Annotated in this window: 16 protein-coding genes; 7 read left to right on the forward strand and 9 right to left on the reverse strand. The window is 41.0% G+C overall.

All coding sequences use genetic code 11. The annotated features are described in order from the left end of the window. The 3 genes from vioB to J8M00_RS13035 form a co-directional block, all read right to left on the reverse strand. Positions 1-3,036, reverse strand: a complete 3,036-nt coding sequence (gene vioB, locus J8M00_RS13025) for an iminophenyl-pyruvate dimer synthase VioB (protein ID WP_211010733.1) — start codon at positions 3,034-3,036, stop codon at positions 1-3. Positions 3,037-3,090: 54 nt separating this feature from the next. After that, positions 3,091-4,389: a flavin monoamine oxidase family protein gene (locus J8M00_RS13030; protein ID WP_211010735.1), complete on the reverse strand. Its 1,299-nt coding sequence runs from the start codon at positions 4,387-4,389 to the stop codon at positions 3,091-3,093. A 736-nt stretch (positions 4,390-5,125) separates the two neighbouring features. Then, on the reverse strand, positions 5,126-6,508 hold the full coding sequence (locus J8M00_RS13035; RefSeq protein WP_211010738.1) for an MATE family efflux transporter: 1,383 nt from the start codon (positions 6,506-6,508) through the stop codon (positions 5,126-5,128). A 289-nt stretch (positions 6,509-6,797) separates the two neighbouring features. Between J8M00_RS13035 and J8M00_RS13040 the strand changes: the two genes are divergently transcribed. After that, the gene (locus J8M00_RS13040) at positions 6,798-7,193 is read left to right on the forward strand and encodes a MerC domain-containing protein (RefSeq protein WP_211010739.1); all 396 of its coding nucleotides are present in this window, start codon (positions 6,798-6,800) and stop codon (positions 7,191-7,193) included. A 263-nt stretch (positions 7,194-7,456) separates the two neighbouring features. Further along, a complete protein-coding gene (locus tag J8M00_RS13045; protein ID WP_211010741.1) occupies positions 7,457-10,873 on the forward strand; it encodes a hybrid sensor histidine kinase/response regulator in 3,417 nt (1,138 codons plus the stop codon). On the opposite strand, the gene J8M00_RS13050 is transcribed toward J8M00_RS13045, so the two are convergent. Beyond that, positions 10,865-12,034, reverse strand: coding sequence for a response regulator (locus J8M00_RS13050; RefSeq protein ID WP_211010743.1), 1,170 nt, complete (start codon positions 12,032-12,034; stop codon positions 10,865-10,867). The two genes, J8M00_RS13045 and J8M00_RS13050, sit on opposite strands and share 9 nt — an antisense overlap. A 257-nt stretch (positions 12,035-12,291) precedes the next feature. Then, the gene (locus J8M00_RS13055; RefSeq protein WP_211010745.1) at positions 12,292-13,836 is read right to left on the reverse strand and encodes a basic secretory protein-like protein; all 1,545 of its coding nucleotides are present in this window, start codon (positions 13,834-13,836) and stop codon (positions 12,292-12,294) included. 410 nt (positions 13,837-14,246) lie between these two features. Between J8M00_RS13055 and J8M00_RS13060 the strand changes: the two genes are divergently transcribed. Continuing rightward, positions 14,247-14,681, forward strand: a complete 435-nt coding sequence (locus tag J8M00_RS13060; RefSeq protein WP_211010747.1) for a GNAT family N-acetyltransferase — start codon at positions 14,247-14,249, stop codon at positions 14,679-14,681. Between the two features lie 16 nt (positions 14,682-14,697). Here the strand turns inward: J8M00_RS13060 and J8M00_RS13065 are convergent, their stop codons facing one another. Next, complete coding sequence (locus J8M00_RS13065) at positions 14,698-15,573, reverse strand: carboxylate/amino acid/amine transporter (RefSeq protein ID WP_211010748.1); 876 nt, start codon at positions 15,571-15,573, stop codon at positions 14,698-14,700. Between the two features lie 426 nt (positions 15,574-15,999). Here J8M00_RS13065 and J8M00_RS13070 point away from each other — a divergent pair, with 426 nt between their 5' ends. Both J8M00_RS13070 and J8M00_RS13075 read left to right on the forward strand, forming a co-directional pair. Continuing rightward, positions 16,000-16,563 carry a YSC84-related protein gene (locus J8M00_RS13070; RefSeq protein WP_211010750.1) on the forward strand — a complete coding sequence of 188 codons (564 nt, stop codon included), beginning with the start codon at positions 16,000-16,002 and terminating at the stop codon, positions 16,561-16,563. 151 nt (positions 16,564-16,714) lie between these two features. Next, complete coding sequence (locus tag J8M00_RS13075; protein WP_211010752.1) at positions 16,715-17,644, forward strand: GGDEF domain-containing response regulator; 930 nt, start codon at positions 16,715-16,717, stop codon at positions 17,642-17,644. A 38-nt stretch (positions 17,645-17,682) separates the two neighbouring features. Here J8M00_RS13075 and J8M00_RS13080 read toward each other — a convergent pair whose 3' ends face one another. Further along, positions 17,683-18,936 (reverse strand): aromatic amino acid transport family protein, encoded by a 1,254-nt coding sequence (locus tag J8M00_RS13080; protein WP_247687358.1) that lies wholly within the window; start codon positions 18,934-18,936, stop codon positions 17,683-17,685. 1,028 nt (positions 18,937-19,964) lie between these two features. Here J8M00_RS13080 and J8M00_RS13085 point away from each other — a divergent pair. Continuing rightward, the gene (locus J8M00_RS13085; protein ID WP_211010754.1) at positions 19,965-20,378 is read left to right on the forward strand and encodes a hypothetical protein; all 414 of its coding nucleotides are present in this window, start codon (positions 19,965-19,967) and stop codon (positions 20,376-20,378) included. Between the two features lie 496 nt (positions 20,379-20,874). After that, on the forward strand, positions 20,875-21,606 hold the full coding sequence (locus J8M00_RS13090) for a hypothetical protein (protein ID WP_211010756.1): 732 nt from the start codon (positions 20,875-20,877) through the stop codon (positions 21,604-21,606). A 45-nt stretch (positions 21,607-21,651) separates the two neighbouring features. Here J8M00_RS13090 and J8M00_RS13095 read toward each other — a convergent pair whose 3' ends face one another. Together J8M00_RS13095 and J8M00_RS13100 are read right to left on the reverse strand one after the other, a co-directional pair. Then, the gene (locus J8M00_RS13095; RefSeq protein ID WP_211010758.1) at positions 21,652-22,866 is read right to left on the reverse strand and encodes a M24 family metallopeptidase; all 1,215 of its coding nucleotides are present in this window, start codon (positions 22,864-22,866) and stop codon (positions 21,652-21,654) included. 30 nt (positions 22,867-22,896) lie between these two features. Continuing rightward, positions 22,897-24,135, reverse strand: coding sequence for an NAD(P)/FAD-dependent oxidoreductase (locus tag J8M00_RS13100; RefSeq protein ID WP_211010760.1), 1,239 nt, complete (start codon positions 24,133-24,135; stop codon positions 22,897-22,899). Between the last annotated feature and the right edge of the window lie 116 nt (positions 24,136-24,251).

The following is a 24,251-nucleotide window of genomic DNA, read 5'->3' on the forward strand; positions in this document are numbered from 1 at the left end:
TTAAGCTTCCCTTGAAAGTTTGCCAGTTGCGATTTCATGCATCTGATTTTGAAAAAACTCTAATAACTCGATTTGTGTTGTTGGAGGTTTTGCACAGACCATAGCTCTGCCCATAGCTGCAAGCTTTTTACATTGCTCAGATATGGCCATACACCCTTGCTCTAGGTCTGGAAATACGTGTGTGTCAATAGCTTCAGGCACAGGTGGACCCGCATTTCTCCCTGGTACGCCTGAAGGTAATGTCATAAGTAGCACTGAAAGTGGCCTTAAAATCCCCGTCATGAGATCGATAGCACCATTCATTAATCGTGAACGGCGCATACTGCCCAGCGGCCTGATAGCAAAGTGTTGCATCATCAGCTGGAACATTAATTCATGACAACCTTTATAAAACTGCATAAGTTCTACTGCTGCGGGGTCCGTCACGAGGTTACACCCGCTTCGCGCTTCAAATACTGGATTTTTCAGCACTGGATATGCTGGTTCAAATGGGATATCACTGTTAGTTAAGGTTTTCGAGATCGCTCGCAAACGACTAAAGTGACTGACCTCAAATTGGGGGGAGTTTGCGGCAACACCTTCGCCTTGCTCAGTCACGAAGTTAATAGCGAATAAGGCTGTCTCCTTATCATAAACTTCAAACTGATAGCCCGGATATTCTCGATTGATAATTTCATTAAGAAACAAATGGTGCTCGCCGCCCAAATTGATCTTTTCTGCACCAAATAAGTCAGGTAATTCATCGATTGCTTTTGTGATATCGGCATAAAAGTCTGCAATAGACTTCCCGACGGTTGGGAAAAATGCTGGCCACTCAAAGCGAACAAACTTAGCAACTATGTGCTCTGAAAATGGTTCGAACGAAAACTCTGTATCGAGACCAAAGGTGTCTTTTGCTTGTTCTCCCAAAACTGGCTTACCCGGATAAAATGGTTCGCCCAATGCCATAAGGAGATTGTTTACCACTAAATAGTGGATCATTTCTTCGTGTGCGATTTCAAGTAATGCACCGCGCCAGCCGCTATTGAGCCGTCTGTCTTCGCCACCGTTTACAAGTTCTAGTTGTTGCTCGTTCCAACGTCCGATCGAGACCAAGTGTTCGCCTATGGCGTAATTGGGCAATGAATAGGCGCTGTATATATATTGCAGCATAATTGAAAGTTCTAGATCCACAGCGTCTTTTAGTGCGCTGATCAGCTGCTTCTTATTTTTGATTTTGCCGCTGATCTTGGCCTCGGATTGCGCTGATGGCAATATATTTGGCATCGCAGATTGCTCTACATTACACAGGTACTTTAAAAATAGCTGTGAGTGAACTTCCGGCATTTCCCGAGTGCTTGGCATGTAATAGCTTTTGTCGCGGTTTTTTGGGTCACACATTTGCCACATTAGTCGGGCATAGGTTTCACATTTACACTTATCCGCCATACTGAATACCGCTTCAGTCATAAATGGATAAAAAAGTTCGTAATAGGCCATTACATGGGTATAGAGAAAGTCATAGTCAACCAGCTCTGTCGGCGTGTCAGCCAATGCCCAATCATCTGCAAGCACACGGATTTGCACTGGACTGTAAAACTCACCTAAAAAGAGTTCTGCACTGCCTGCACTAAGGCTCTCAATGTCGAGTTTTCCTCGTCCATTTTGATCTGTTTCGACAAAAGGAGAGCAAGCCACTTTGTCAGGTGTTAACACGTGAGTGGCCAATTGGCTAACGGATGCAGGTTCACCTCGGTAGTAACTGCGTATATCCAGTGCCTGGGTACTTGGCTTATTTAGCTTCGTGTTTGGACTTTCCATAGAGAGGATGTGTTGCTCAGCTTGAATATACCAGTCACTTTCGTACCAAGTGTGGCGCTCTGAGCATAACTTGAGAGATTGCTGATGAAATTGTGCATCGATCTCAGGCAATTGAATATCAATGATACCCGCATTAAGGTGATTGCTTAAATAGTCTTGTGGTTGTATGACGGCTACCACCTGACCACTATTAGATTTTAAGTACAGGTTACCTAAGTCAACCTTGTCACTTAGTGCGGGTGGCATGCCGTTTTGAACGGGAATAGCTTGCTCATAATTTTGATGGGGAAAACTAATCGCACTGTTTAAACTGAGCCAATTATCTTTAACTGATAGCGCTATAGGCGCGTACTGCTCGCTATTATCCGGCCTTAAAATTCGTCCTGTTGGTGAGGTTTTCATATCATCGTCATACCACAAACCAATGGAGCCGTGTAATTCGCAAAAAACGGGTTTGTTAGGTGTCATAGGTGGAGACAGGTTACTTACACAGTACTGTACCACTAAGCCTTTCACCGTTGGGTCTTGTAGCTTATCTTTCAATGCTGATAGAAATTCTGACTCAAGACCTAGTTGATTAAATATAAATTCTTCACTGTCTTTTTTTACCGTGAACTGAAACAGGCGAGCTTCGCTCATTTCTTCATGGAGAAAGTGGTTAATCGGCTCTTCAATATAGCCACGGTTAATCCATCGCACGCCATGTGTGCAGTCAATGTCTGCTGACAAAATATGTGCAGTATTGGCAGACGATTTTGGGTCCGTGATAGTTAGTTGACCAGCATAAATGAGTGCCGAATCTCTTCGAGTCGGGTCGTTGTCGACCCAGCGTGCGCGATTAAATGATGTTCTCAAATATTCGTTGTAATGCCCCCATAGCGACAGTTTATTGCCGACTAACTTATCTTCGGTAATGTATTCTCCAGGTTTTAGCTGAACCGATGTAATTAAGGTGTTTTCCCAGCTGAAGTGGTTATTACCACACATGTTGTAACCAGCAGCGAGGTTAAATTCACCTTCATCGTCCAGACGGCCCTGCGCATTAAATTTTGGCCCCAGTGACTTTACGTAGTCATGAAAGGCTTGCGGCGGTTTTGATACGTCGTAGGGTTTACCATCCTTGATCGCCGTGTTTGTCGATATATCCAAGGTATTGTTGATATTACGGTTACCTGTTGGCACATTGACACGCGCAACCCCTTTAAAATGAACTCGGGGAAAATCGAGAATACTCATTTATTTAAAACTTCCTAGTTACTTTGTTTACAGTATGTCTTTATCAAATGACAGTTAAACGTGTTCAAGCTCACTCTTTGTTACAGCCTTTACTTGGGATTGCTTAATTCGCGCAAGTAAGGTATTTGCAGCACTCGTCCCGGCCATGATGCCGCCTTCCATCCAGCCACAATGAGATGTGTAAGCATCTGATGCTGAGATGATATGAGACTGTTTATGTTCAAGTGTCTCAGGGTGGTTTGGGCAAGATTCTTGAGAGAACTCAACACCATGTACCCAGTGTTTGTATGTGTGATTGTTTGGATCAGGGAGTTGGCTTACATGACACTTTAGCGCCTCTGCCATAAGTTCTTTTACCGTTTGTAAGTAATGTGCTTCACCTTTTAATGTGGCGTCACGCCAAAAGTTGGCATATTCACTGTCGGTATAAAAAAATACATATCTGTTGTCCTTAAAATACAGCTTGCGCATCGGGCTGTTGGCAATGACAACATGATCGGCTAAGTCTAGCTCTTGCCACCAAGGTGTATCATAAAACAAGAACCCTTTGAACAATGGAATTGAACCATAGGTGTAGTTGCTCCAATCTTGTGGGAAACCACAATCTAGCTTTTTCATAGCTGTTGGAGGAAAAGTTAAAATCATTTCACCTTCGTCTATGACTACTGTTTGCTGATTGTCTTTCTTTAATATGAGTGAAGGGGCTGTGGTATCAGCTTCTAGGCTGATCAGCTCATGCCCAAAATGAAACTCAACACCGTGTGCCAGAGCCTGCTCATAAAGCTTCTCGGTCAGTGCCGAAAAGCCTTCCTTTAAGTTAAACCACTCATAGCCGGCATTGTCAGAAAACCCCTGAATTTCGGGGTGTTTTTCAATTATATCGTAAGCGATATGAGGCGTAATATTCGGCAGAGCTAAAGAGTCATAACCTAATGCGTTGATCATCTCTCTTGCTTGGATTCTACCTACGTAAATAGTTAAAAATTCTTCAAATGAATCGTGGGGATGTTCATCACAAAGTGGTTTCAAATTTTTCAGAATGCTCTTTAAACTTTTATGCAATGCTTGCGGTCGTTTTAGTTGTGTAAAAGGGAATTTTTCATACGCCAAATCAAGCAACTTAACTTGCTCTTTGACATTATGATGAAGCCCCGAAGAAAAGCGTCCTGCACCTAAGTCTACATAATGATCATTGACTTTTATTGCATGTGCGCGACCACCTACGCGATCCTTATGTTCATAAACCCGAATGGTTGTATTTTTACACTCTTTTGATTTTGCTAACGTTAGCGCGCAAAAAATACCTGAAATGCCCGCTCCGATGATTGAGATGGTGTTTTCTCTAACCGTCATGTTCCATGTTTCCTTGAGTTTTCCTAAAAACTTGTAGCTCTAAATGAAACTTCATTAATAATTAACATTATTTAAATATTAAAAATCATTGTTAAGCCGGTTTATTCACTGAAACACGAAAGTGTTAAATTCGTATTCCATAAAATCAATAGATTATGATTAATTAAACTCGCTATATCTGTTGTGGAGAATGATACCATTAACGTTTGCAATAATTAACAATGATCACTGAAATGTTATTAAAATAATGATATTTTCGGTCTGTAACAAAACTTAAATTGTTTTATTTATTGCAATTTGTGCATTTACTTTATTGCAAAATCAGCTTTAGTTTGTTTTTTTGGGATAAAGTTGTGTTCAAGTTTCATGATTGGTACATGAATTTTTGTTTTCAATTTGGGGATAAATATGTATGAATTATGGAGAGTTGATTTCAGTGCATTACACGTGGCGCTAAGTTTAGGGACAGGGGATGTAAATAGCCTCATCGGACTATTTCATAATAATAAGATTCTAAAGGGTTTTTTTAGTTAAATTGAAGGTTTTGCTCGCGATTTAATCAAAGTATGCCAGTGCCGGGGAGTGGGTAAGTTTTACAAGTGATTGCTTGAATTTTTTATCTGAATTTGCTTTGCAATTGTACCGATTACCTAAAGTGCTAAAACAATAGGTAAATCGGTATTTGTTTATTTGCAATGTAAAAACTAAGATGAATTTTTTATAACTTGGTGCCGATCTAGTTATTTTTTATTAGCTTTTTAAGGGTGATGAGTGAAAAACTCAGCGCAAATAGACCGCCAACGATGTCTGCAATGGGGAAAGACCACCATAGAGCACTTGGGTTGAACAGTTCAGGTAGCACTGCCATGAGGGGTAAAAGTAGAATATAGGTACGGGCGGCATCTAGCATTGTAGCGGGAATTGCTTTACCCATTCCCTGAAACAGACCGCTAGACATCATGCAAAAGCTTGATAGGGCAAATCCACAAAATGAGATGAGTGCGATTTGAACACCCAGTTCAGTGACTTGCTGATCTTGAGTAAACATGGCAATCAGCCATTGGGCTTTAAAGCACAATATAAAGGTCACGATAAGTCCCCAAGCGAAACTCATCGCACATGCGACTATATATGCTTTATAAACACGCTGGTATTGACCTGCACCATAATTGAAGCCCGCTAAGGTTTGCAGCGCTACCATCATGCCGATAACGGGCAAAAATAAGAACATGTAACTGCGCACTAAAATTCCATGCGCTGTGATAAGCGGCTCAGAATTATCTGCAAATACCGTAGATATTGAGTACACCGTTGCACCAAGGATGACAGAAAATCCGCCATGGGATAACAAAACAGGCAGTCCGAGGCTTAAAATTTTTGTGTGTATTTGTAGCGGGCTAAAAACTTGCTGCTTATGAAACTGGACTTTGCTTTCACCTTTTAGTTGCAACTGTATTGCGATAGCCAGTGCAATACTGATAGCGCAAATCGTTGCCCAAGCCGCTCCTGCAACTCCCCACTCAAATACAAAGATAAAGAGGGCATCAAGTACGATGTTCAAGATTGAGGCCGTAGTTAACACTTGCATCATTGCTTTTGGGTTGCCTGAAGCACGAAACCCTTCAGTAATTTGATTACAAATAAAGCCTACCACCCAAAATAGTATGATCGGTGTGATATAGCTGGTGGCCTGCGCTTTAAGTGACTCAGGCACAGCCAGCAAATTAAAAATACTGTCTAGGTTAAGATACGTTAGAACACACAATATAAATGCGGATCCAATAGCAAGTAAAAAAGAAGCTGAAAATACTTGGTTGGCGTCTTGCTGGCGATTTGCTCCCAAATACCGTGAAACCAAAGATGCCATGCCGCTACCTAACATAGTACTAATCGCGATCAACAGCATTTGTATTGGAAATACAGCAGAAACAGCCCCCATAGCGTGTGCGCCAATACCCTGAGATATAAAGAGGGCATCTACAAAGCTGTATAAGCCACTGATTAGCATTCCTAAAATAGTAGGGATTGCTAAAAAACAAAACTGTTTAAAAATGGGGGCGGTTAGCAATGGGGAATCCTGCTGCTGTGCGATTTCAATGTCTGCGGTAGTCGTACTCATAAATGATCCTTGTGAACTGTTAATTTATCTCGCTAGTTTACTGAAAAAACATTAATGGGGTTAATTATTTGTTTTGTTGTTTGGGTTTTTATGTTTATTTGCTTTTCGGGTAAGGGTTATCTAAGCGAATAAGTAAAAATCCTTGATGATTTTGGCATGTATTTTTTATGATTTTTTAAAACATCCATAGGTTCTAGGGAGCATGTATTCGTTTTTGATAGTGGATATGGAGCATTCTATTACTGAAATATTATGTTATATTATCTCTTTTTGGTGTGTGGAGAGATTAATGCTTGGCAACTATCAATTAGCAGGTGACAGAGTGTCTATCGGTTTGGCGGTGATGTGTTTGGCGCACTGTTTGGTTTTACCTATTGCAATCACATTGTTGCCCTTTTTAGCTACGAGTTTTTTAAAAGAAGAGGCATTTCATCAAGTATTATTGGTTGGTGTGTTGCTAACCAGTATTTTGGCCCTGTACAGCGGCTGCAAAGCTCATAAGCAATGGCGTATTTTCACGACCGGTATTGTTGGCCTGTTTACGTTAAGCGTAGCTGCGCTTTTTGGTCACGACTTGATTGGTGATTACGGGGAAACTATCTTGACTATGATAGGAAGCCTGATTGTTGCATATTGCCATATCAATAATATTAGAGCATGTCGAAATACGGTTTGCTGTGATTAACTTGCTTCATTTATAGAGTGTAAGGGGAGCAATGACCCCTTACACAGCTCCTTTGGCATCACACTCATTACATCGATACCAAATCTTTTGCGAGTAGGTGATTTAATCACCTTGTACTATGCTCAATGCATTGATGCTATGTTGCAGGAGTATATGTGGTTAGAATTGTCCCTCTTATTCAACACGTTGTGGTTTTTAGCAGGGTTACTTTGCTATCGATTACTTCTGTCTCGCTCCGTCGTCAATTCGTTTCAGTCTGAATTATGCAGCGGCTTAGTAATTTTGCTCGAATTCCTATTGCCCTTAAGATTTTTGTTGTTGTGGTGTTTGGATTACTTGCGCAAGTAGCAACCTTGCACATATTTACACTGAAACAGACGGCCGATAGCCATTTGGAGACAAGGTTAGACGAAGTGAGCAGTCTGTTTGTGCAAGCTAAAACGGCCATTGAATTTATGGTTTCTGAAAACAGAATGGATGTGGTTGAAGAGTATCTGAGTTTAATGAAAACCCATTCAGAAGTTGCTCTAGCTGTGGTGTTCAATACCCAAGGTCACGTTGAAATTAGTACAAATCAAAAGTATCGTGGTGTTACCGCTCAGGCATTGACCACGGCATTTGACATGCCACCTGAGCTAACTCTTGAGGTTCTCAATGCCCTGTCAAACGAGCAAGATTACTCATATTTTGATAAAACAACCAATATGTTAGTGATGGTTGGCGTTATTTCACTTGGGCAAAACGTCGATCAGAATAAACACCTTGTAATTTTGGCTGATTATTCACTTGTGGCAAGGTACATTCAAAATTCAACGATGCACGCATTTACACCATTATTTGTGATTATGTTGGTAACCGCGCTTTTAGTTGCGCTTATATTTCACGTATCGATTCGAAATCGGCTGCAGAAAATTTTTCGTCACTTCGATACTTATAATTCAAATAATAGTACTACTTTAATAGAGATAGGCGGAAAGGATGAGATCAGTGAACTTGCTCGCAGAAGCAATAGGCTATTTCAAGACCTAGCGGCGAGTCACGCGGCAACCCGAGAACAAAAAGATTATTTTCAAGCTTTGTTTGAAGGGATCACCGATGCTGTGGTTATCGTTAACGAGCAGGGCCATATTTTAGATCTTAATCATGTCGCTCAGTCTTACCTTACATCTCAACCGCAATCATTCGCGAAATTCAAGCGATTCTTCAAGCTGTCTCATACATGCGATACTGATCAGTTGTTAAGCTTGTCAATTGAGGCTGAACGAAATAGCGGAAAAAGCGTGAAAAGTTTCTGGCTGTATCGAGAAAAATGGCATTCAATAAACTTGTCCGTCACTAAACTGAATTTAAAAAAACAGGCACAAGGTTTCTACTTGGTAGCATTTGTTGACCAACAAAAAGAATTTGAATTGAATTTACAGCTGCAGCTAAGTGAGCGTAAATTTTATTCCATCATTGAAAACATTCCCGAAAGTGTATTTTTACTACAAGAAAATGCAGAAGTGGCCTATCTAAACAGTCAGCTAAAACAGTTTTTATCTGTCACTACGCCTATTAAAAACGCACAAGAGCTACTGCAAGCTTGTCCAAAAAATATTGCGGACTTTATAGATAACCGCATGAACTCGGTCATGACCGGAGATAGCTATATAAGAGAAGAGGTTCATTATAAGCGGCGTGGCGAGACCTTTTATAGTGCAATCACGCTTTTTCCCATCGTTAAAAGAGCAGATCGCAAATACGCGATGGCCGGCGTTATTTCCGATATTACGATTCAAAAGAGAACCGACTATACACTACAGCAAACACAAAAAAGACTAGCTGGATTGGTTCGTCACGCACCGCTTGCAATTATTGAATGGGATAAATCTCTGACCATCGTATTTTGCAATCAGGCAGCCTCAGACCTGTTTGGTGTTAGCCAAACCTCGCTGATTGGTAGCAATTTGACAGAAGTTGTCACCTCAGAATTTAATGTTGAACTTGAGCGTTACCTCTTCAGTACCATGTCAGATGAATATGCAGCCAAGCAGCTAATTGCTATTTCAGATGCAAAAGGTCAGCAAAGAGTGACGGAGTGGCAGAGCTTTACGGTGTTTGATACACAGAGCGAGCCGCCGCGTTATGCATCCTTGATCTCTGACATTACGATGTTGCACGACGTTATTGAATCACTTGAGTTAAAAGAAGCTGAAAAGGATGAAGTTTTGCAATCTATGGTCGACCCAGTTATCACGATAAATGATAGAGGGCAAATACTCACCTTCAATAAGGCCGCAGAAGTGGCTTTTCAATATCAGGCACAAAGCGTTATTGGCAAAAACGTCAAGACGCTCATGCCAGATGAGTTTGCAAAGCATCACGACCAATTCATTTCAAATTATATGACAACTGGACAAAAGCAAGTAATTGGCATTGGTCGTCAAGTCGTGGGAAAGCGAGCAGATAACAGTGTTTTTCCAATGCACTTATCAATCAGTGAATTACCTCTTATGCCCAATGGTGTTCGTCGCTTCATTGGCAACTGTGTTGATTTGACCAATATAAAGGAAAAGGAAGAGCAGTTGAGGCGCTCGATGAAAATGGATGCGTTAGGTAAATTAACCGGGGGGATCGCGCATGATTTCAATAACTTGATTGGTATCATGCTAGGTTATAGCGATATTATCATGATGCAAGAAGGGTTAGATGAGGATTCACGAAGCTACATTCAAGCCATTGTTAAAGCGGGTGAGCGTGCTACAAATTTAACTCAAAAGTTATTAAGTTTTTCGAAAAAAGAAAGTGAATTGAGTGAAATATTTAGCTTAAACAAGGCGCTGCTAGAGAGTCAGCAGCTTTTAGAAAAGTCACTCAAAGCCGATGTTAAATTGATATTCGAGTTAGCGGAAGAGCTACCGAGCGTGAATCTAGATAAACACGATTTCGACGACATGATACTAAACTTAGTGATAAACAGTGTACATGCCATAAACGAAGCCGGTACGGTTATCATTAAAACTTCAACTCAATGGTATCAAAATGATCTTGTCGGCGCTTCGCCAAGTTTACATGTGAGGTGCGAGGTGTCGGACACTGGAACAGGGATCCCAGAGGAGTTCTTAGACAGTATTTTTGACCCTTTCTTTTCAACCAAAGGAGAAAAAGGGACGGGCCTAGGTCTTAGTCAAGTGTATGCATTCATACAGCGAAGCAAGGGGCAAGTAGAAGTTAAAACGAGTGAAAAAGGCACTGTGTTTTCAATCTACTTTCCTGCAATTGAGTCGCAAGCCCAGCAAAATTCAGTGGTTGAAATGGTGACTAATCAGCCACATCACGCCTCGCAGAAAATTCTTGTTGTAGACGATGAGTTACCTTTGGCTGACGTCGTGGCGAAATTATTACGTCAAGTTGGCCATCAAGTGGATATCTATGAAAGTGCGTTAGATGCATTGAGTGCACTGCAAAGTACGCAGTACGACTTGGTAATTTCAGATGTCCTAATGCCGGACTTAAATGGCTTTAGTTTGGCCAAAAGGGCGCGTGAAGTGCGGCCTGACATCAAAGTGCAAATGATCAGTGGTTATGTCGACATCGAGAAAGTCACGGATTTTGACCCGCAGTTATATGAGAGCCTGATACGCAAGCCTTTTCGCCCTCAGGAATTACTCAATCGAGTGTCTCAGTTATGCCTAAAATAATTCAGGCTTGGTGGTATTTATATCCATATTTGTGTCCGCTTCGGGCACTGACTTTTTCTCCATGGCGAAGTATTTATCAGTTTGCTCAATGATGTCAGTTAAATTTGACTTCAGGAGATCCATTTTTGGCTCGATTGCACTGAGTTTTTTGGCTTCTTTGGCGATTAGATTGGCAATAAAGAGTTCTTGTTCTTCGGTTAAATCAAGAATATGGAAACTGGAAGAGATTTGCTGATTTAGATCATTGGTCACATCAAGGATCAGGCTTTTATACTCTTCGGAAATTGTATGAAGTTCACTGATCCCATTGGTAATATCTAATACAATTTTTTCAACTGCGTGCTGTCTACCGAGATCAATTAACTTGGCTTCGACCCCTTCAATTATGGCAACTGAAATATCCTGTATAGCGCCATTTTCCTCTGGTGACTCAGGCATATTTTTTATTAAAAATGAAATGTGCTTTTCGTTGACAATCAGACGCCTACCAAAATTGTGTAAGCGTCCTTTTGTGCATAATAGCTCAAATATATTTTGCTCAATTGGACTTATTTGAGTACCTCCTGGGCCATAAAAGTGCATTTGCTCCTGCTTGATCATAATACTGGTTAGCATGCCCAATTGTTTCATCGTAGAGAAGAATTGGTTGATAACTTGTTGTTGATCACTACATTGATTTAGAAGTTTAAAAAATTGCATAACCAAGCTGTAGTGTGACGCTTGTTGCATTGAGGAAAGCGCGAGCGTTATAGACTCTTGTTCACTGGCCTTAAGCAGCGTCTGCGAGTTGATAAATTCACAGACTCGTTGCACCTTTGTAACTAGTTCTTTCATTTGAAATGGCTTGGCGATAAAGTCATCGGCTCCTACATCAAAAGCACGTAACCGCATATCGAGGTTGTTATAACCAGACACAAGAAATACAGCGCAATTTGCAGGTGCAATCTCAGTTTTTATTTTTTCACATGCAGCTAAGCCATCAATACCTGGCATACTAATATCCATTAGGACGACTTGAGGATCAAAGTGCTCTAAAATTGCGAAGGCATCGCTTGCTGATTCAGCCTGCTCACAAACAAAAAAAGGCTTTAGTGCTGCGGTGATCATATCCCTTACTGCTTCTTCATCATCAACAATAAGAACCTTGGCAATGTCTGTCATAGCACACATACTCCTGCACAGAACTATAAAATATTCATAATCTTTTGACTCTCATCAGCATAGTGTACAACTGTGACATATGCTAAGTATTTAGTATGGAGTATAGAGTAAATTATTTAAACTAATTCAAAATTCTGGATGCATGTTCTAATGTGGATACTAGGATGATGTGTGCGTGGCTATAAAATCTAAATAAGGTGACGTGAATTAAGTGAAGAATGTGCGAGAGGTATTGCACTCTCGCTGATATTTTTTGGTTAGTACGGTAATTGACCGCCATTATTTATGAAGGTGACATACTCTTGCCATAGCTCATCTACACCACGACCTAGTACATGCTGAAAGGCTGCTTCAAATGACCAAGTATAATTGCCTAGATCCTTCGCCGCCTTGTTAAACTTGTAAAGAAAATCTGGGTCGTGGGTTACTCGAACATAGTGTAAGAAAAACCCTGTTGTGGTGTAGCCACCGAGCCATTTTTTCGGATCATTCACATTAGGCGTGCGGGTTTTGTGTAAGCCTTCACCAATTCTTACGGCGTCAGCGAGTCCTTCTGTGTATGCCCAATAGGCTTTACCGTCCCCGTAGTTGTCGTGTGTAAGTGGAGAGTTATTGTAACCATGGGTAACTTCATGAGATAAAATGCCGTCTATTTCATCGCGGATCGCTGAATCTGAATTACCATTGTCGCGGTAAATTTTTTCTAAGTGGCTGGTACTGACAACAATGGTCATTTCACCAGAACCGTCTTCTCCCATTTTGTAGGCAACAAACTCATTGCCCCAATGATCTTTGGCTCTCAGTTCAAATTGTAGGTTCCGGAATCTGTTGGATTCAACTGCATCACGATAGAGTATTTTTGCGACGTCGACACAGCGGTTAGCCATATGCCCCGCTGGATCTGAGATAATGCGTTTGAATAATATTGAACCTTGTGTATGCGGATCTACATCGACAAAGTTCACTTGTGGCTTTTTCCATTCGCCGTTTGGTGGAGTCGCCACTTCTTCTTTTATATTAATGGTATAGCTTGTGTTTGAATACCCATACACTGAGACATACACATCATTACCTTGTAGTGAACAAGACTCATCTGCATTGGGGCTCGTGCTAGAGCAATCGAAAGTTTGAGTTGTTGGTTGAGCTGCTTGTCGCATGTATAGGTCAGCATCGCCCGTACCCGAAGTAGTTGCAACAATCTTGTTCGCTACATTAAATGGCCCAAAGTGCTGCCACTGTCCGGCATTCAATGTGTTGCTTTGTGAAATAGGTAAACTATCGGGTGGTGTCACAACATCTGAGCCGAACATTTCGATTTCTGCAATTTGTAGAATATTGGCACCATTTGTTGAGAATACATTGAGTCTTACAAATGAGTATGTTTGCGGGTTTGCCACCGTAAATTGTTTAGTTTGATGTCGGGTACTGAATGATTGGTTGTTTCTGGTATCAAGGGTAAACCAATTGACCCCATCATTGGAGCCTTGTAGCTGCCAATCTTGAGGGTCTCGGCTAGGTACGTCATTTGCTGAGGTAAGTGTATAGGAAGTCACTCTTTGTGGTTGAGAAAACTGGTAACTTATCCAACCTGATGACGAGAAAGTCAGCCATTTACTGTATTGATTATTATCAAACGCTTTTGTTCTGCCCTCAAAGTTACCATTTTCTCCCGATGCGGTGATCGCATTTGGATTATCTGATGTAAGGTCTGTTTGTGCGATGACAGACGCAGAAAAAAGAGCGCTGAGTAGACAGGCTAAGCTAGTTTTCTTCAGTGACACGTGTGTAATTTGAGTTTTCATATATTCAACCTTGTATCGTTCCAAAAAATGATTGTGATTTGTTCCACTGTATTTATTGGCTTCTTGATTGTTGTTATTTTTTCACAGGCATTATTGTTGCCAATTGAGTTGGAACGTTTTAAATAATTGGTTGTATTTTGAACTTTGTCAAAGGTTTTTTTACAGTTTTGTAACTAGTTAGGTGTTTTAATATCCGATTTGCATTGGTTCTAAGAATATTTATATGGCTTTCTTAAAAGGTGTAGTGGTTAAATATTCCCAACTTTTCACCGTTAAAAAATCGATTTTTCAATAATTTAATTTGAGAAAAGTTGAAAGCTCAGTCGATAAGTAAGAAAATTGACCAAATAAAAAACGCATAGCTAGTATGGCATGTCAAAAAATGTAAAAAGGCGATGTTGGAGTGATAAATGAAGTGGCATATTGAACAGGGCTGTGTGGAAGATCTCATAGACATAGAAAATCAAATCCCTGAATTCGCAACACCAAAAACGAGAGAAATTTTAGACGCTCGATTGCAAGGGAAAAAAGTGTTGCTGTTGATAGCGAAAGTAGATGGCTTGCCTGTAGCGTACAAGTTGGGTTATGCGGTCGATGCGCGACGTTTTTATAGTTGGTTAGGTGCAGTGATACCCCAATACCGTGGTGCCGGCATTGCACAAGCTTTATTAACCGAACAGGAGCGCTGGTGTAAAGCACATGGGTTTCATAGTATTGCAGTTAAGTCTATGAACCGTTTTAGGTCTATGTTGATGATGCTATTAAAAAATAACTATCACATTGTCGACTGCCACCCTCTAGAAGATGGCACAGACAGTAAAATTCATTTTCTAAAAACGCTATAGGTTGAGCGCGGCTTTGCTAGTGCGAAGCCGTTTCTTTGTTGGCAGCATTTTTTTCAAAAATAAAGTTTAAGATCAACGCTACACAAATGATGCCACTGCCAATTAACAGAGAGGTTAATTCGGCATCTTTATTCCATATAACAATGTTGACTAGTACACCAGCTGGGATCAGTACATTGTTCATAATTGCCAATGTACCGACGGAGACGAGGGTCGCGCCTTTATTCCATAAAAAATAACCTAGGCCCGAGGCGACTAGTCCCAAGTATATGAGTACACCCCATTGCAGTTGAGTCGTAGGAAGTTTATTTTCATTGCCTAAAATGGCGTAGCTGAGTCCTGTGATAATGAGTGCGCCAAAAAAGAAAAAACCAAAGCAGGTATGTTGTGCTGGTAGCTGCTCTGTGGCAAGCAAACGTTTGTACAATACTTGACCTAAGGCAAAGCAGATATTGGCACCTTGCACTAGCATCAAACCAAACCAAAAGTCATCATTGAGCTGGGCATAACGAATGGTGATTGCTCCACATGTAGCAATTAGCGCTACAAACAGGTGATGAAGCTGTATTTTCCTCTCTAGTAAATCACTAATTACGGTGATATATACAGGCGTCATTACAGTAAAAAGCAGTACTTCCGGTACACTGAGATATAGGAAAGAATGGTAATAAAATCCATACATTAGACCAATTTGGATTGCGCCAATCACCATTAATCTGACTGCAACATGAGGCTTTACATTGGTAATTTTGGTAAAAGGCAAAAAAACCAATAATGCGATGACGACACGGCTAAACGCCGCAAACCAAGAGTCTACTTGTCCGGCCAAATACACTCCAATTAAACTGAATGAAAATGCCCAGAGCACGGTTACAAATGAAAGATAATGCATAGTGTCGATATAAAGTTTTTGTGTATGGTAAAAGTTCGCACTCAATAAATCGAGTAAATGGCCATGAAAGAACAAAATAACCTTAAACGATCTCGAAGCGGGGGGACTGGGTGGAAACTGTTCGAAAAATTCGAACTAATTGCCCATTATAATATGATTTTAATTTACTACCTAGTCGCTACAATGAAGTTGTTTTCACATTTATCCCTTTCATGATTACCCATGATGTGTTAAAGGCCACCATTTTATGGTGGCCTTTTTATTTTGAGTCCCTCATTGGTTGCTTTTTCTAAGCTCACTCTACACTTTTATACAATTGCGCATTGCGCTGTTCATCTTAGGCTAAACTTGATGCTTGCATCTTATGCTACTGGTGCGCTACGGCATAAGGCTTAGGCAAATTTGGTAGTAATTGAGGAGTAAGAAATGACATATTTTTTTAAAGCCAGTGTTTTACTGATGATGTTAGCAATCAGTGGTTGTGCATCGATGGGGCCGGGGGACAATGTGCAAAAACGTGCACAAATAATAGAAATGAAAAACGAAACTTTGGCGCAATTGTATCAAGAAAAACCGGATACACGAGCGCAGCTGCGATCAGCGGTTGGTTACGCAGTGTTTTCAAATGCAAACATTAACTTACTGTTGGTTTCAGCGGGCACAGGCTATGGGGTGGTGCAAAACAATCAAACGGGTCAATTTACTTATATGAATATGGCTGAAGGTGGAGTTGGTTTGGGCCTAGGTGTCAAAGATTATAGACTGATCGTCGTTTTTCATACTGCGGCAGCACTCGATACATTTGTGAATAACGGTTGGACCTTTGGCGGCAATGCCGATGCCGCAGCGAAAGCATCTGAAAAGGGCGCTGCAATTCAAGGCGAAGTATATTACGGTGATCTGTCTGTTTACACTTTAACGCAAAGTGGTTTGGCGCTGCAGGCTACTGTGAAGGGAACCAAATTTTGGCCTGATAAATCTTTGAATTAGTTTTTCATCTTAATGAGCTGAAGAGGTTTTATGCAGCGTTGGGACGCGTCTACAAACGCATTTTTTATATGAATTTACTTTTTGATCTTGTGAGGGACAAAAGTATTCGCTATAAACAACATAGGCATGTTTAATTATTGTAGAGGGTAGCGTGTTTAAGGAAATTGACGACCTCAGTGATAGCTTAGTTTTGATTGTAGAAGACTCTGCGCTGACGCAAAAAGTACTGAGTGCTTGTTTAGAGGGGCTGTGTAAAGTTGATGCAGTCGACTGTGCTGAAGATGCAATCGATTACTGCCTAAAGTCTGCACCTGATTTGATTTTGATGGACTGGATTTTAGGTGGTATGACTGGCTTGGAGGCGTGTAAAAAAATTCAAGCTATGGATGAGCTTAACGAAATCCCGATCATTTTTGTGACATCAAACACCAACGAAAACCAGCAAGAACTGTGTTGGGATGCTGGGGCTGTCGACTTTTTAGGAAAGCCTATTGTTGCCAGGACACTAGTAAACAGAGTTCGGACTCACTTAAAGTACAAACGTCAAACAGACATATTAAAGCAATACTCGTTTTTTGATGGATTAACAGAAGTATTTAATCGCCGATACTTTGATATGGAATGCAAGCGTTTGTTTAGGCAAAACTTACGGCAACAGCAATGTTTATCAGTCATCATGCTTGATATCGACTATTTTAAGTTGTTTAACGATAAATATGGGCATTTACAAGGAGATGATGCGCTTAAGGACGTGGCAAAAATAGCAATGAAAATGGTTAACCGGCCGCTTGATAGTGTGTTTCGCTATGGGGGAGAAGAGTTTGCAGTGTTACTTCCCAATACCAGTGAAGAAGGCGCGCTTAAGATTGCTCAGTCTATAGTGAATGCGGTAAAGGGCTTAGAGATCCCACACTGCAAATCTCAATTTGATGTAGTGACGGTGAGTGCTGGTGTCGCTGTGGGCCACTATGGAGCTTATGATAATATTGAAGATTTAATCCAAAAAGCAGATGAGGGTCTGTATTTGGCGAAGACTAACGGTCGGGATCAGGCTTATTTGATTGCCAAAGAACCTAAGTAGAAAGGTGCAATTATAACGATTGCACCTTTTGCAAAGAATTACATATTAAACAGCAATGCAGATACCGCAAGTAAGCCAACGATCAGTACGAAGTAAGTACTTAAGTTACCTTTATATTTTTGTAACGCTGGCACTTTATAAATGGCGATTGTTGGCATCACAAATAAGATCAATGCGATAATTGGACCGGATATCGCGCCCATCATATCTAATATGCTTGGGTTAATTACAGCACAAATCCAAATAGAGATGAACATCAGAACCACGCCAATTTTGTCTGCTGCTTTATAGCCAATAGAAGTTTGTTTGGTCAGCAGACCGTTAAAACTTTCTCTTGCCCCTAAAAAGTGACCTAAAAATGACGATGTGATCGCAATGAATGCCACAAGTGGGCCTAATGTCGCGATAAATGGGTTGTTATACACGTTTGCTAAGTAGGATAGAACCGATACATTGGCTTCTTTAGCTTCGGCCATTTGTTCAGGTGTGAGTGAAAATATACAAGAGAAGACGAATAGTAAAACAAATGCAATGAGCATGAGTGCGGTATTTCGTAAAATTCCTTCGGCTTTGACTGTCGCTTCAGATTTGTAGTGCTTACGCTGTGTATTTGCGAAGCTTGAAATAGCCGCTGCGTGGCTAAATGAAAAGACCACGATGGGCACAGAGAGCCACAGAGTTTCTGTCAAAGAGCCCAAATCTGGAGATGAAATCGCGGGCAGTTGCCAGTTGGGGATCAAGTATAGTGATAAGAACAGCAAAACCCCCACAAGAGGGTAAACTAAAATGGCAAATGCACGTAGCAGGAGTTTTTCACCGCCAAGCATGATGGCTATCATACCAGCAACGAGCACACCTGAAAGCAAAACGCGTGGTAGAGATTCCATACCCAGCTGATTGACCATAAAGCTGTCGACTGTATTGGTTAATCCTACGCCATAGATAAGTAAGATAGGGAAAATTGAAAAGAAATACAGTAAGGAAATAAGGCGACCACTGGTTGCCCCAAAGTGCTCTTCAACCACGTCTGTAAAATCAGAGTCATTGTTTTTTGATGAAAGCACAAATCTGGCTAACCCTCGATGGGCCAAATAGGTCATTGGGAAAGCAAGTAAAGCCATGATTAATAGTGGCCAGAATCCACCGATGCCAATGTTGATTGGTAAAAATAAGATCCCCGCGCCTACAGCCGTACCAAATAGGCTCAATACCCAATTAGTGTCATGTTGGGTCCAGCGGCTATGGCTCATATCTGCCATAGTGCGAGAATCTCCCGCCTGTGAATTACTCATACTTGTTGTCCTAAGTTTTAATTTTAATCGCGCGGATGATATAGAAATTCAATGGCTGATGCATGTTTATTCGGTTCGTTTGCGTGTTTTATAGACAGGGAAGGGCTTTTGCGGTTAATAACCATTCATATTTTAGCGTTCTTGATGCGCAACTGTTAGGCATATCGAAAGCATGTTCTTTGACTATATCTGCGTTTCTTAGCTGTCGATTGGCAAGTGGCTGCGGCCAATGTCGTCTAGGGTTGGTGAGGTTTTGATTGCACAACCCGTATCTAAGAATGCTGGTTAAACTGCTGAGTCCAATAAGTATGGACCCTTACGAAAAGGTCAATAAATTAAGCAAATGAGTTGCCACTATTACTTTTGGTATCTTGCACGCTACTTTCCAATTGTCTAGGTTTTGAATGAGTAGAAAAAGCACTAAGTCAATTTGCTATAATTTTTTCTGGTTTATATTTTATGTATGTTTATTAATTAGATATGTTTTTTATGTGGGTATTTATTAAAGATGATTTTCTTCATATTATTTTCAATTTATACAAGCTCGCTCTTAATAGTTATTTAATCGGGTGGTATAATTATGGTGTTGTTTTAAGATTAATTTATGCACATTTAAGTGCTAGAACTTTGTTGAGAACGGTAGTTTCGAATGCTTTATTATTTGTTTGTTCTTTCCCTTGTATGGTTTTGTTTCCTTCTTTTTAAGAAAACGTCATCTTTCTTAGATTGATATAATGATGAGATTGACAGGCTAACTTTAGTGCATGCTCAAGCTGGCTATGCACTGGTAATGACCTGAATAATGTAACTGTGAGTTTGGTAACATTTTTTCGTGTTAAATTTTTCTCCGAAGCCCTCCTTCCCTGAAAAAGCGCAAGTTTTGCTTGTAAAAGGTTGACCTAAAACTTTACGAAATGGGTGAATTGTCAAAGTGTTTGTTGCAGGAGTTACATTTTTAAACACTCCCTGACTGATTCACACAGCGGCTTGTCCTATGCTTTGTTCATCAAACATGATTGGGGAAAACAATGAAACAACTTTTGACAGTATCTATGATCGCCGTTTTGGCAAGTGGATGTGCACATCACAACAATGTAAGGCCTGCGGAAGATGGCAAACACTACGCTAATTTAACTGCGGAAACTAGAGAAAAAGCGGGTAAAGAGGCGCTTGATCAAGCAAACCACTATTGCACTGAAAATGGTGCGTCACAAGCCTATGTTATCAATGAAACGATCACATACATGGGGTCAATGCCTGAGCAAGAGTATTTGAAAAATCGCAACCTTGCTGAAGCTGTTGAAGTTGCTGGTGCTGGCATGTCTATTTTTGGTGGGGGTCATGTCGATGATGTTGGTACGGCAATGTGGATTGGTGGCGGCATTGCTGAAGATTCAATGGGTGAACCATACCAGATAAACCTTTCCTTTAGCTGTAAGTAAATTAATTCTCTTTGCAGGGAAGTGATAATTAATAAGTGGGCAAGAATTGCCATTGTAAATTAAATAATTCTTGCCAGCTAAATTTATATAAAATGATTTAATTTATATTTTGATTTTTATTTCGTCATGGTGTGGGTTTATTAAACGAGTTTGTTGTTATTTTACTCTGTTTTTAAATCTTAATTTAAATTGGCGGGTGATATAAATATTCTGCTTTTTTCGAGTAAGCTCAATACTTTGAATGAATCTGTGGAAGATACTGGAAAAATGTGCTTTATCTAGCAGTTGGCTTTCAAAGGCAGCTATAGTATCAAATAGGTGAATGAGTATAATCGAGCGATATCACAAATCCACCTCTGTGAATTCATAAGTCGAGCTTGCAATTTGAGCTGGAAGCATTGACAGTAAATTTTTTCCAAAAAAATTCACCGTGTTTAAACCTTTTTTTCGTTCACTGCGTCTTACTTTAAAAATATCACACAACAAGGACCATAGGATGAAAGCATTCATGATGGCCGCACTGGCGGCTTGTTCACTTAACGCGTCGGCTCACCAGTTTTACTCGTCTGACTTTGAGTTTGTAAAAAGCACGTCATTGTCTTTGCCAGTCGCAGATATTAACCAGTTTAAAATAGAAGCTGGGGCAGGAGAGCTGCGTGTAGTTGGTGCGGACACGGATAAAATAAGCGTAACAGCCGAAATCTATCAATCTCAAGAAAGTGATGACTATTGTTTGGATCTTACGCAGTCAAACGGTAAAGCGCTACTCAAGTCCAATGTCTGTCATCACGAAACTAATTACACTTTGATTCACTTATCGATAACAGCGCCTAAGTCACTTGTGACTCGGATCAAAGACGGTTCGGGTTCACTCGATGTGTCAGGTGTGAGTATTCAACATATCGATGATAACTCCGGCTCTATTCAGGTTAATGACAACTTGATCGCACTTGAAATTGAAGATGGGTCTGGCAGCATTGAAGTTTCGGGCGTGCAGGGTGAGCTTATTATTGATGATGGCTCGGGTAAGCTTTCTGTGGAGGATGTCAAAGGCGATGTTTCTATCGAGGATGGTTCTGGGAAAATAGTCGTTGAAAATGTGTCGGGCAAAGTGTCTGTCGATGATGGTTCAGGCAGTATTTCAGTAAAAAATGCACAGTCATTTGAACTGATCGATGATGGCTCGGGTAAAGTTAATTTACAGGGGATCCGAGAGCAGCAAAACTAATTTTCATATTCAAAAAGCTGCGAGTCATTACTCGCAGCGTTTGACTTATTTTTCTAGCCCAAACGGGTCGTCTATACTATAGCTTGGCTCCGTAAACCATTTAGCTCCAGCCTCAGTCATATAAAAGTGATCTTCCAAACGAATACCGAATTCATCAGGGACCACCAACATGGGTTCGTTTGAAAAACACATGCCCGGTGCCAAAGCCTGTGGATTATCTTTGACTAGGTATGGAAGTTCATGAATATCTAACCCGATCCCATGGCCAGTTCGATGTGGACAACCTGGAAGCTGATAGTCAGGTCCTAAGCTTTGGGCCGCGAGATAGCTTCTTGCAGCGTGATCTACATCACCGCATGTTGCACCAATTTGCGCTGCATTAAATGCTTGCAATTGTGCTTGCTTTTCATGCTGCCACATTTCACGTTGGAACTCAGAAGCTTCTCCGTACACATAAGTACGTGTGATATCGCTGAGGTATCCATGTAACTTACATCCAGTATCGATAAGAACAACATCACCTCTTTTAAGAGTTTGCGGTTCTTTGACGCCATGTGGGAATGAAGACGCCTTACCAAATAATACAATACAAAAATAGTTACCCGGTGCACCGACCTTTTTATGCGCTTGTTCAATAAACGCTTCCACCTCAGTGGTGGTAATGCCTTCATGGAGCATTGAAGCGGCAGCTTGGTGTACAGCTAAGGTCATGTCCATTGCTCGCTGGATCAAGGCAAGTTCATTGTCTGATTTATGCATACGACAATGACTAGTAACTTTATGAGCATTGATCACACTCAATTGCGAGTTTGCGTTTACTATCCCGTCGACAGTGAAAAAAGCAGTGCTTTCGTCTACTGCTAAGGTTGCGGTTTGCCCAATCCCAAACTCTGACAAAGCCTGACCAAGTAGTTGATATGGACACTCTTCTTCTTGCCAGGCATAAATTTTACCTTGTACAACTTGATAGTCGCTGATAGTACCTAGTTCAAAATAGGGAGCGATAAAACAAACATCACCGTTTGCAGGTAATAAAGCGCCAACCAACCTTTCACTGGCTGACCAGCTTAAACCGGTGAAGTACTTTAAATTGGTACCTGCATTGAGATATAAAGCATCAATGTTGTGTTCACGCATGTAAGTTTGAGCTTTGTGCATGCGTGCGCGATATTCGGCTTCGGTAATGGGAGTCGCCCCAGCGGTCATATCGTTGAGGCTATCTAAGGCTGCCTGCTTAGTTTGAAAACCTATACCTATCATAAATATATCCTAGTTAGTTAAAATCCAGCATCACTGAAAGCGAGCAATGCTGTAGGGAGTAATATCAAATACAGTTGGCTGCTTTGCAACCACGTTTGCGATGAGTTCACTGGTGATAGCGGCCTGTGTTAATCCTAAGTGTTGATGACCCAGTGCAAAAATCACATTTTGGTGATTAGGGGCTGCCCCAATCACTGGTAGTGAGTCGGGTAATGATGGTCGAGGGCCCATCCAGTGGGTGCCTTGCTCAACATCTGCAAAGGCTTTGAGCATTGCTTTTGCGTGGGTGAGTAGGCGCGCAGCGCGCGTGTACAGTGGTGCTGTATTTAACCCAGCAAATTCAACGGTGCCAGCCAATCTTAATCCAGATTGCATCGGGGTCATGATAAACTGTCTATCTGCAGAGGCGACGGGTCGTGTTAATGCATGTGTGCTGAGCATATTGTGATAACCACGTTCAGCTTCAATTGGAAGCTTGTATCCCAACTGTGCACAAAGGTCTTTACTCCAAGCACCTGTACAGATCACAATTTTGGCAAAGTGGTTGTGTTCGCTCTGCGGTGTTGTGAGATCAACGGAGTTGCTCTGAACATTTATTTCGGTGATTGCTTGTTCTATAAATTCACCGCCAAGATTTACGAACATATCATAAATACAAAGAGATAACTGATGAGGGTCAGGAGTGTGCCCAACATCTTTAAACAGCAATGCATAATTGACCTGATCGCTCAGCTGAGGTTCTAAAGCATGCACCGCTTGTCTATCAAGCAGTTCGACATTTACACCGTTAGATGAATAAGTGTGATACACCTTTTCAACTGCCCGGAGGCTGAAATTTTCAAAAGTTAACAGGCTACCATTGAGTTTTATATGATCATTAAAGTTGTCGCCCAACAATCGTTTGTATGAATCGAGGGCGGGGGTGTTAAGTGCCTTGAGTGCCGTGCTATTTCGTCGGTATTTATCTGTCGGCATATTGGCGCAAAACCTTGCAAACCAAGGCAATGCTTTAAGAATATAGCGCCAATCAATCCTCAATGGGCTCAAACTATCCATGAGCATTTTTGGTAATTTGCCAAGCAAGGCCTTATCAGCAAGTGGAAAAACTTGCTCGGTTGCAAAATGGCCCGCGTTTCCGATTGAGCATTTAGTGCCAATCCCATTGGGATCAAACAGAGTAACCTGATAACCGTGTCGCTGTAACTGAAGCGCGTTACACAATCCGACAATTCCTGCTCCGATTACTGCAATTTTTTTATTTTTGGTCATTGTTTTACCCTCATTTTAAATTGCATCTATCGCTTAAAAGTAATGCTTATTGCTAACGAAAAAAATTAAACCCTTATATATCAGTATTTTAGTTTTGATTTTCATGATTTTTCTCA

This window comes from Pseudoalteromonas luteoviolacea (assembly GCF_018100925.1).
Taxonomy (GTDB): domain Bacteria; phylum Pseudomonadota; class Gammaproteobacteria; order Enterobacterales; family Alteromonadaceae; genus Pseudoalteromonas; species Pseudoalteromonas obscura.

Excerpts from the sequence above, each read along its gene's own strand:
- vioB (WP_211010733.1), bottom strand. The coding sequence starts at position 3,036 with ATGAGTATTCTCGATTTTCCCCGAGTTCATTTTAAAGGGGTTGCGCGT.
- J8M00_RS13030 (WP_211010735.1), bottom strand. The coding sequence starts at position 4,389 with ATGACGGTTAGAGAAAACACCATCTCAATCATCGGAGCGGGCATTTCA.
- J8M00_RS13035 (WP_211010738.1), bottom strand. The coding sequence starts at position 6,508 with ATGAGTACGACTACCGCAGACATTGAAATCGCACAGCAGCAGGATTCC.
- J8M00_RS13040 (WP_211010739.1), top strand. The coding sequence starts at position 6,798 with ATGCTTGGCAACTATCAATTAGCAGGTGACAGAGTGTCTATCGGTTTG.
- J8M00_RS13045 (WP_211010741.1), top strand. The coding sequence starts at position 7,457 with ATGCAGCGGCTTAGTAATTTTGCTCGAATTCCTATTGCCCTTAAGATT.
- J8M00_RS13050 (WP_211010743.1), bottom strand. The coding sequence starts at position 12,034 with ATGACAGACATTGCCAAGGTTCTTATTGTTGATGATGAAGAAGCAGTA.
- J8M00_RS13055 (WP_211010745.1), bottom strand. The coding sequence starts at position 13,836 with ATGAAAACTCAAATTACACACGTGTCACTGAAGAAAACTAGCTTAGCC.
- J8M00_RS13060 (WP_211010747.1), top strand. The coding sequence starts at position 14,247 with ATGAAGTGGCATATTGAACAGGGCTGTGTGGAAGATCTCATAGACATA.
- J8M00_RS13065 (WP_211010748.1), bottom strand. The coding sequence starts at position 15,573 with ATGCATTATCTTTCATTTGTAACCGTGCTCTGGGCATTTTCATTCAGT.
- J8M00_RS13070 (WP_211010750.1), top strand. The coding sequence starts at position 16,000 with ATGACATATTTTTTTAAAGCCAGTGTTTTACTGATGATGTTAGCAATC.
- J8M00_RS13080 (WP_247687358.1), bottom strand. The coding sequence starts at position 18,936 with ATGAGTAATTCACAGGCGGGAGATTCTCGCACTATGGCAGATATGAGC.
- J8M00_RS13085 (WP_211010754.1), top strand. The coding sequence starts at position 19,965 with ATGAAACAACTTTTGACAGTATCTATGATCGCCGTTTTGGCAAGTGGA.
- J8M00_RS13090 (WP_211010756.1), top strand. The coding sequence starts at position 20,875 with ATGAAAGCATTCATGATGGCCGCACTGGCGGCTTGTTCACTTAACGCG.
- J8M00_RS13095 (WP_211010758.1), bottom strand. The coding sequence starts at position 22,866 with ATGATAGGTATAGGTTTTCAAACTAAGCAGGCAGCCTTAGATAGCCTC.
- J8M00_RS13100 (WP_211010760.1), bottom strand. The coding sequence starts at position 24,135 with ATGACCAAAAATAAAAAAATTGCAGTAATCGGAGCAGGAATTGTCGGA.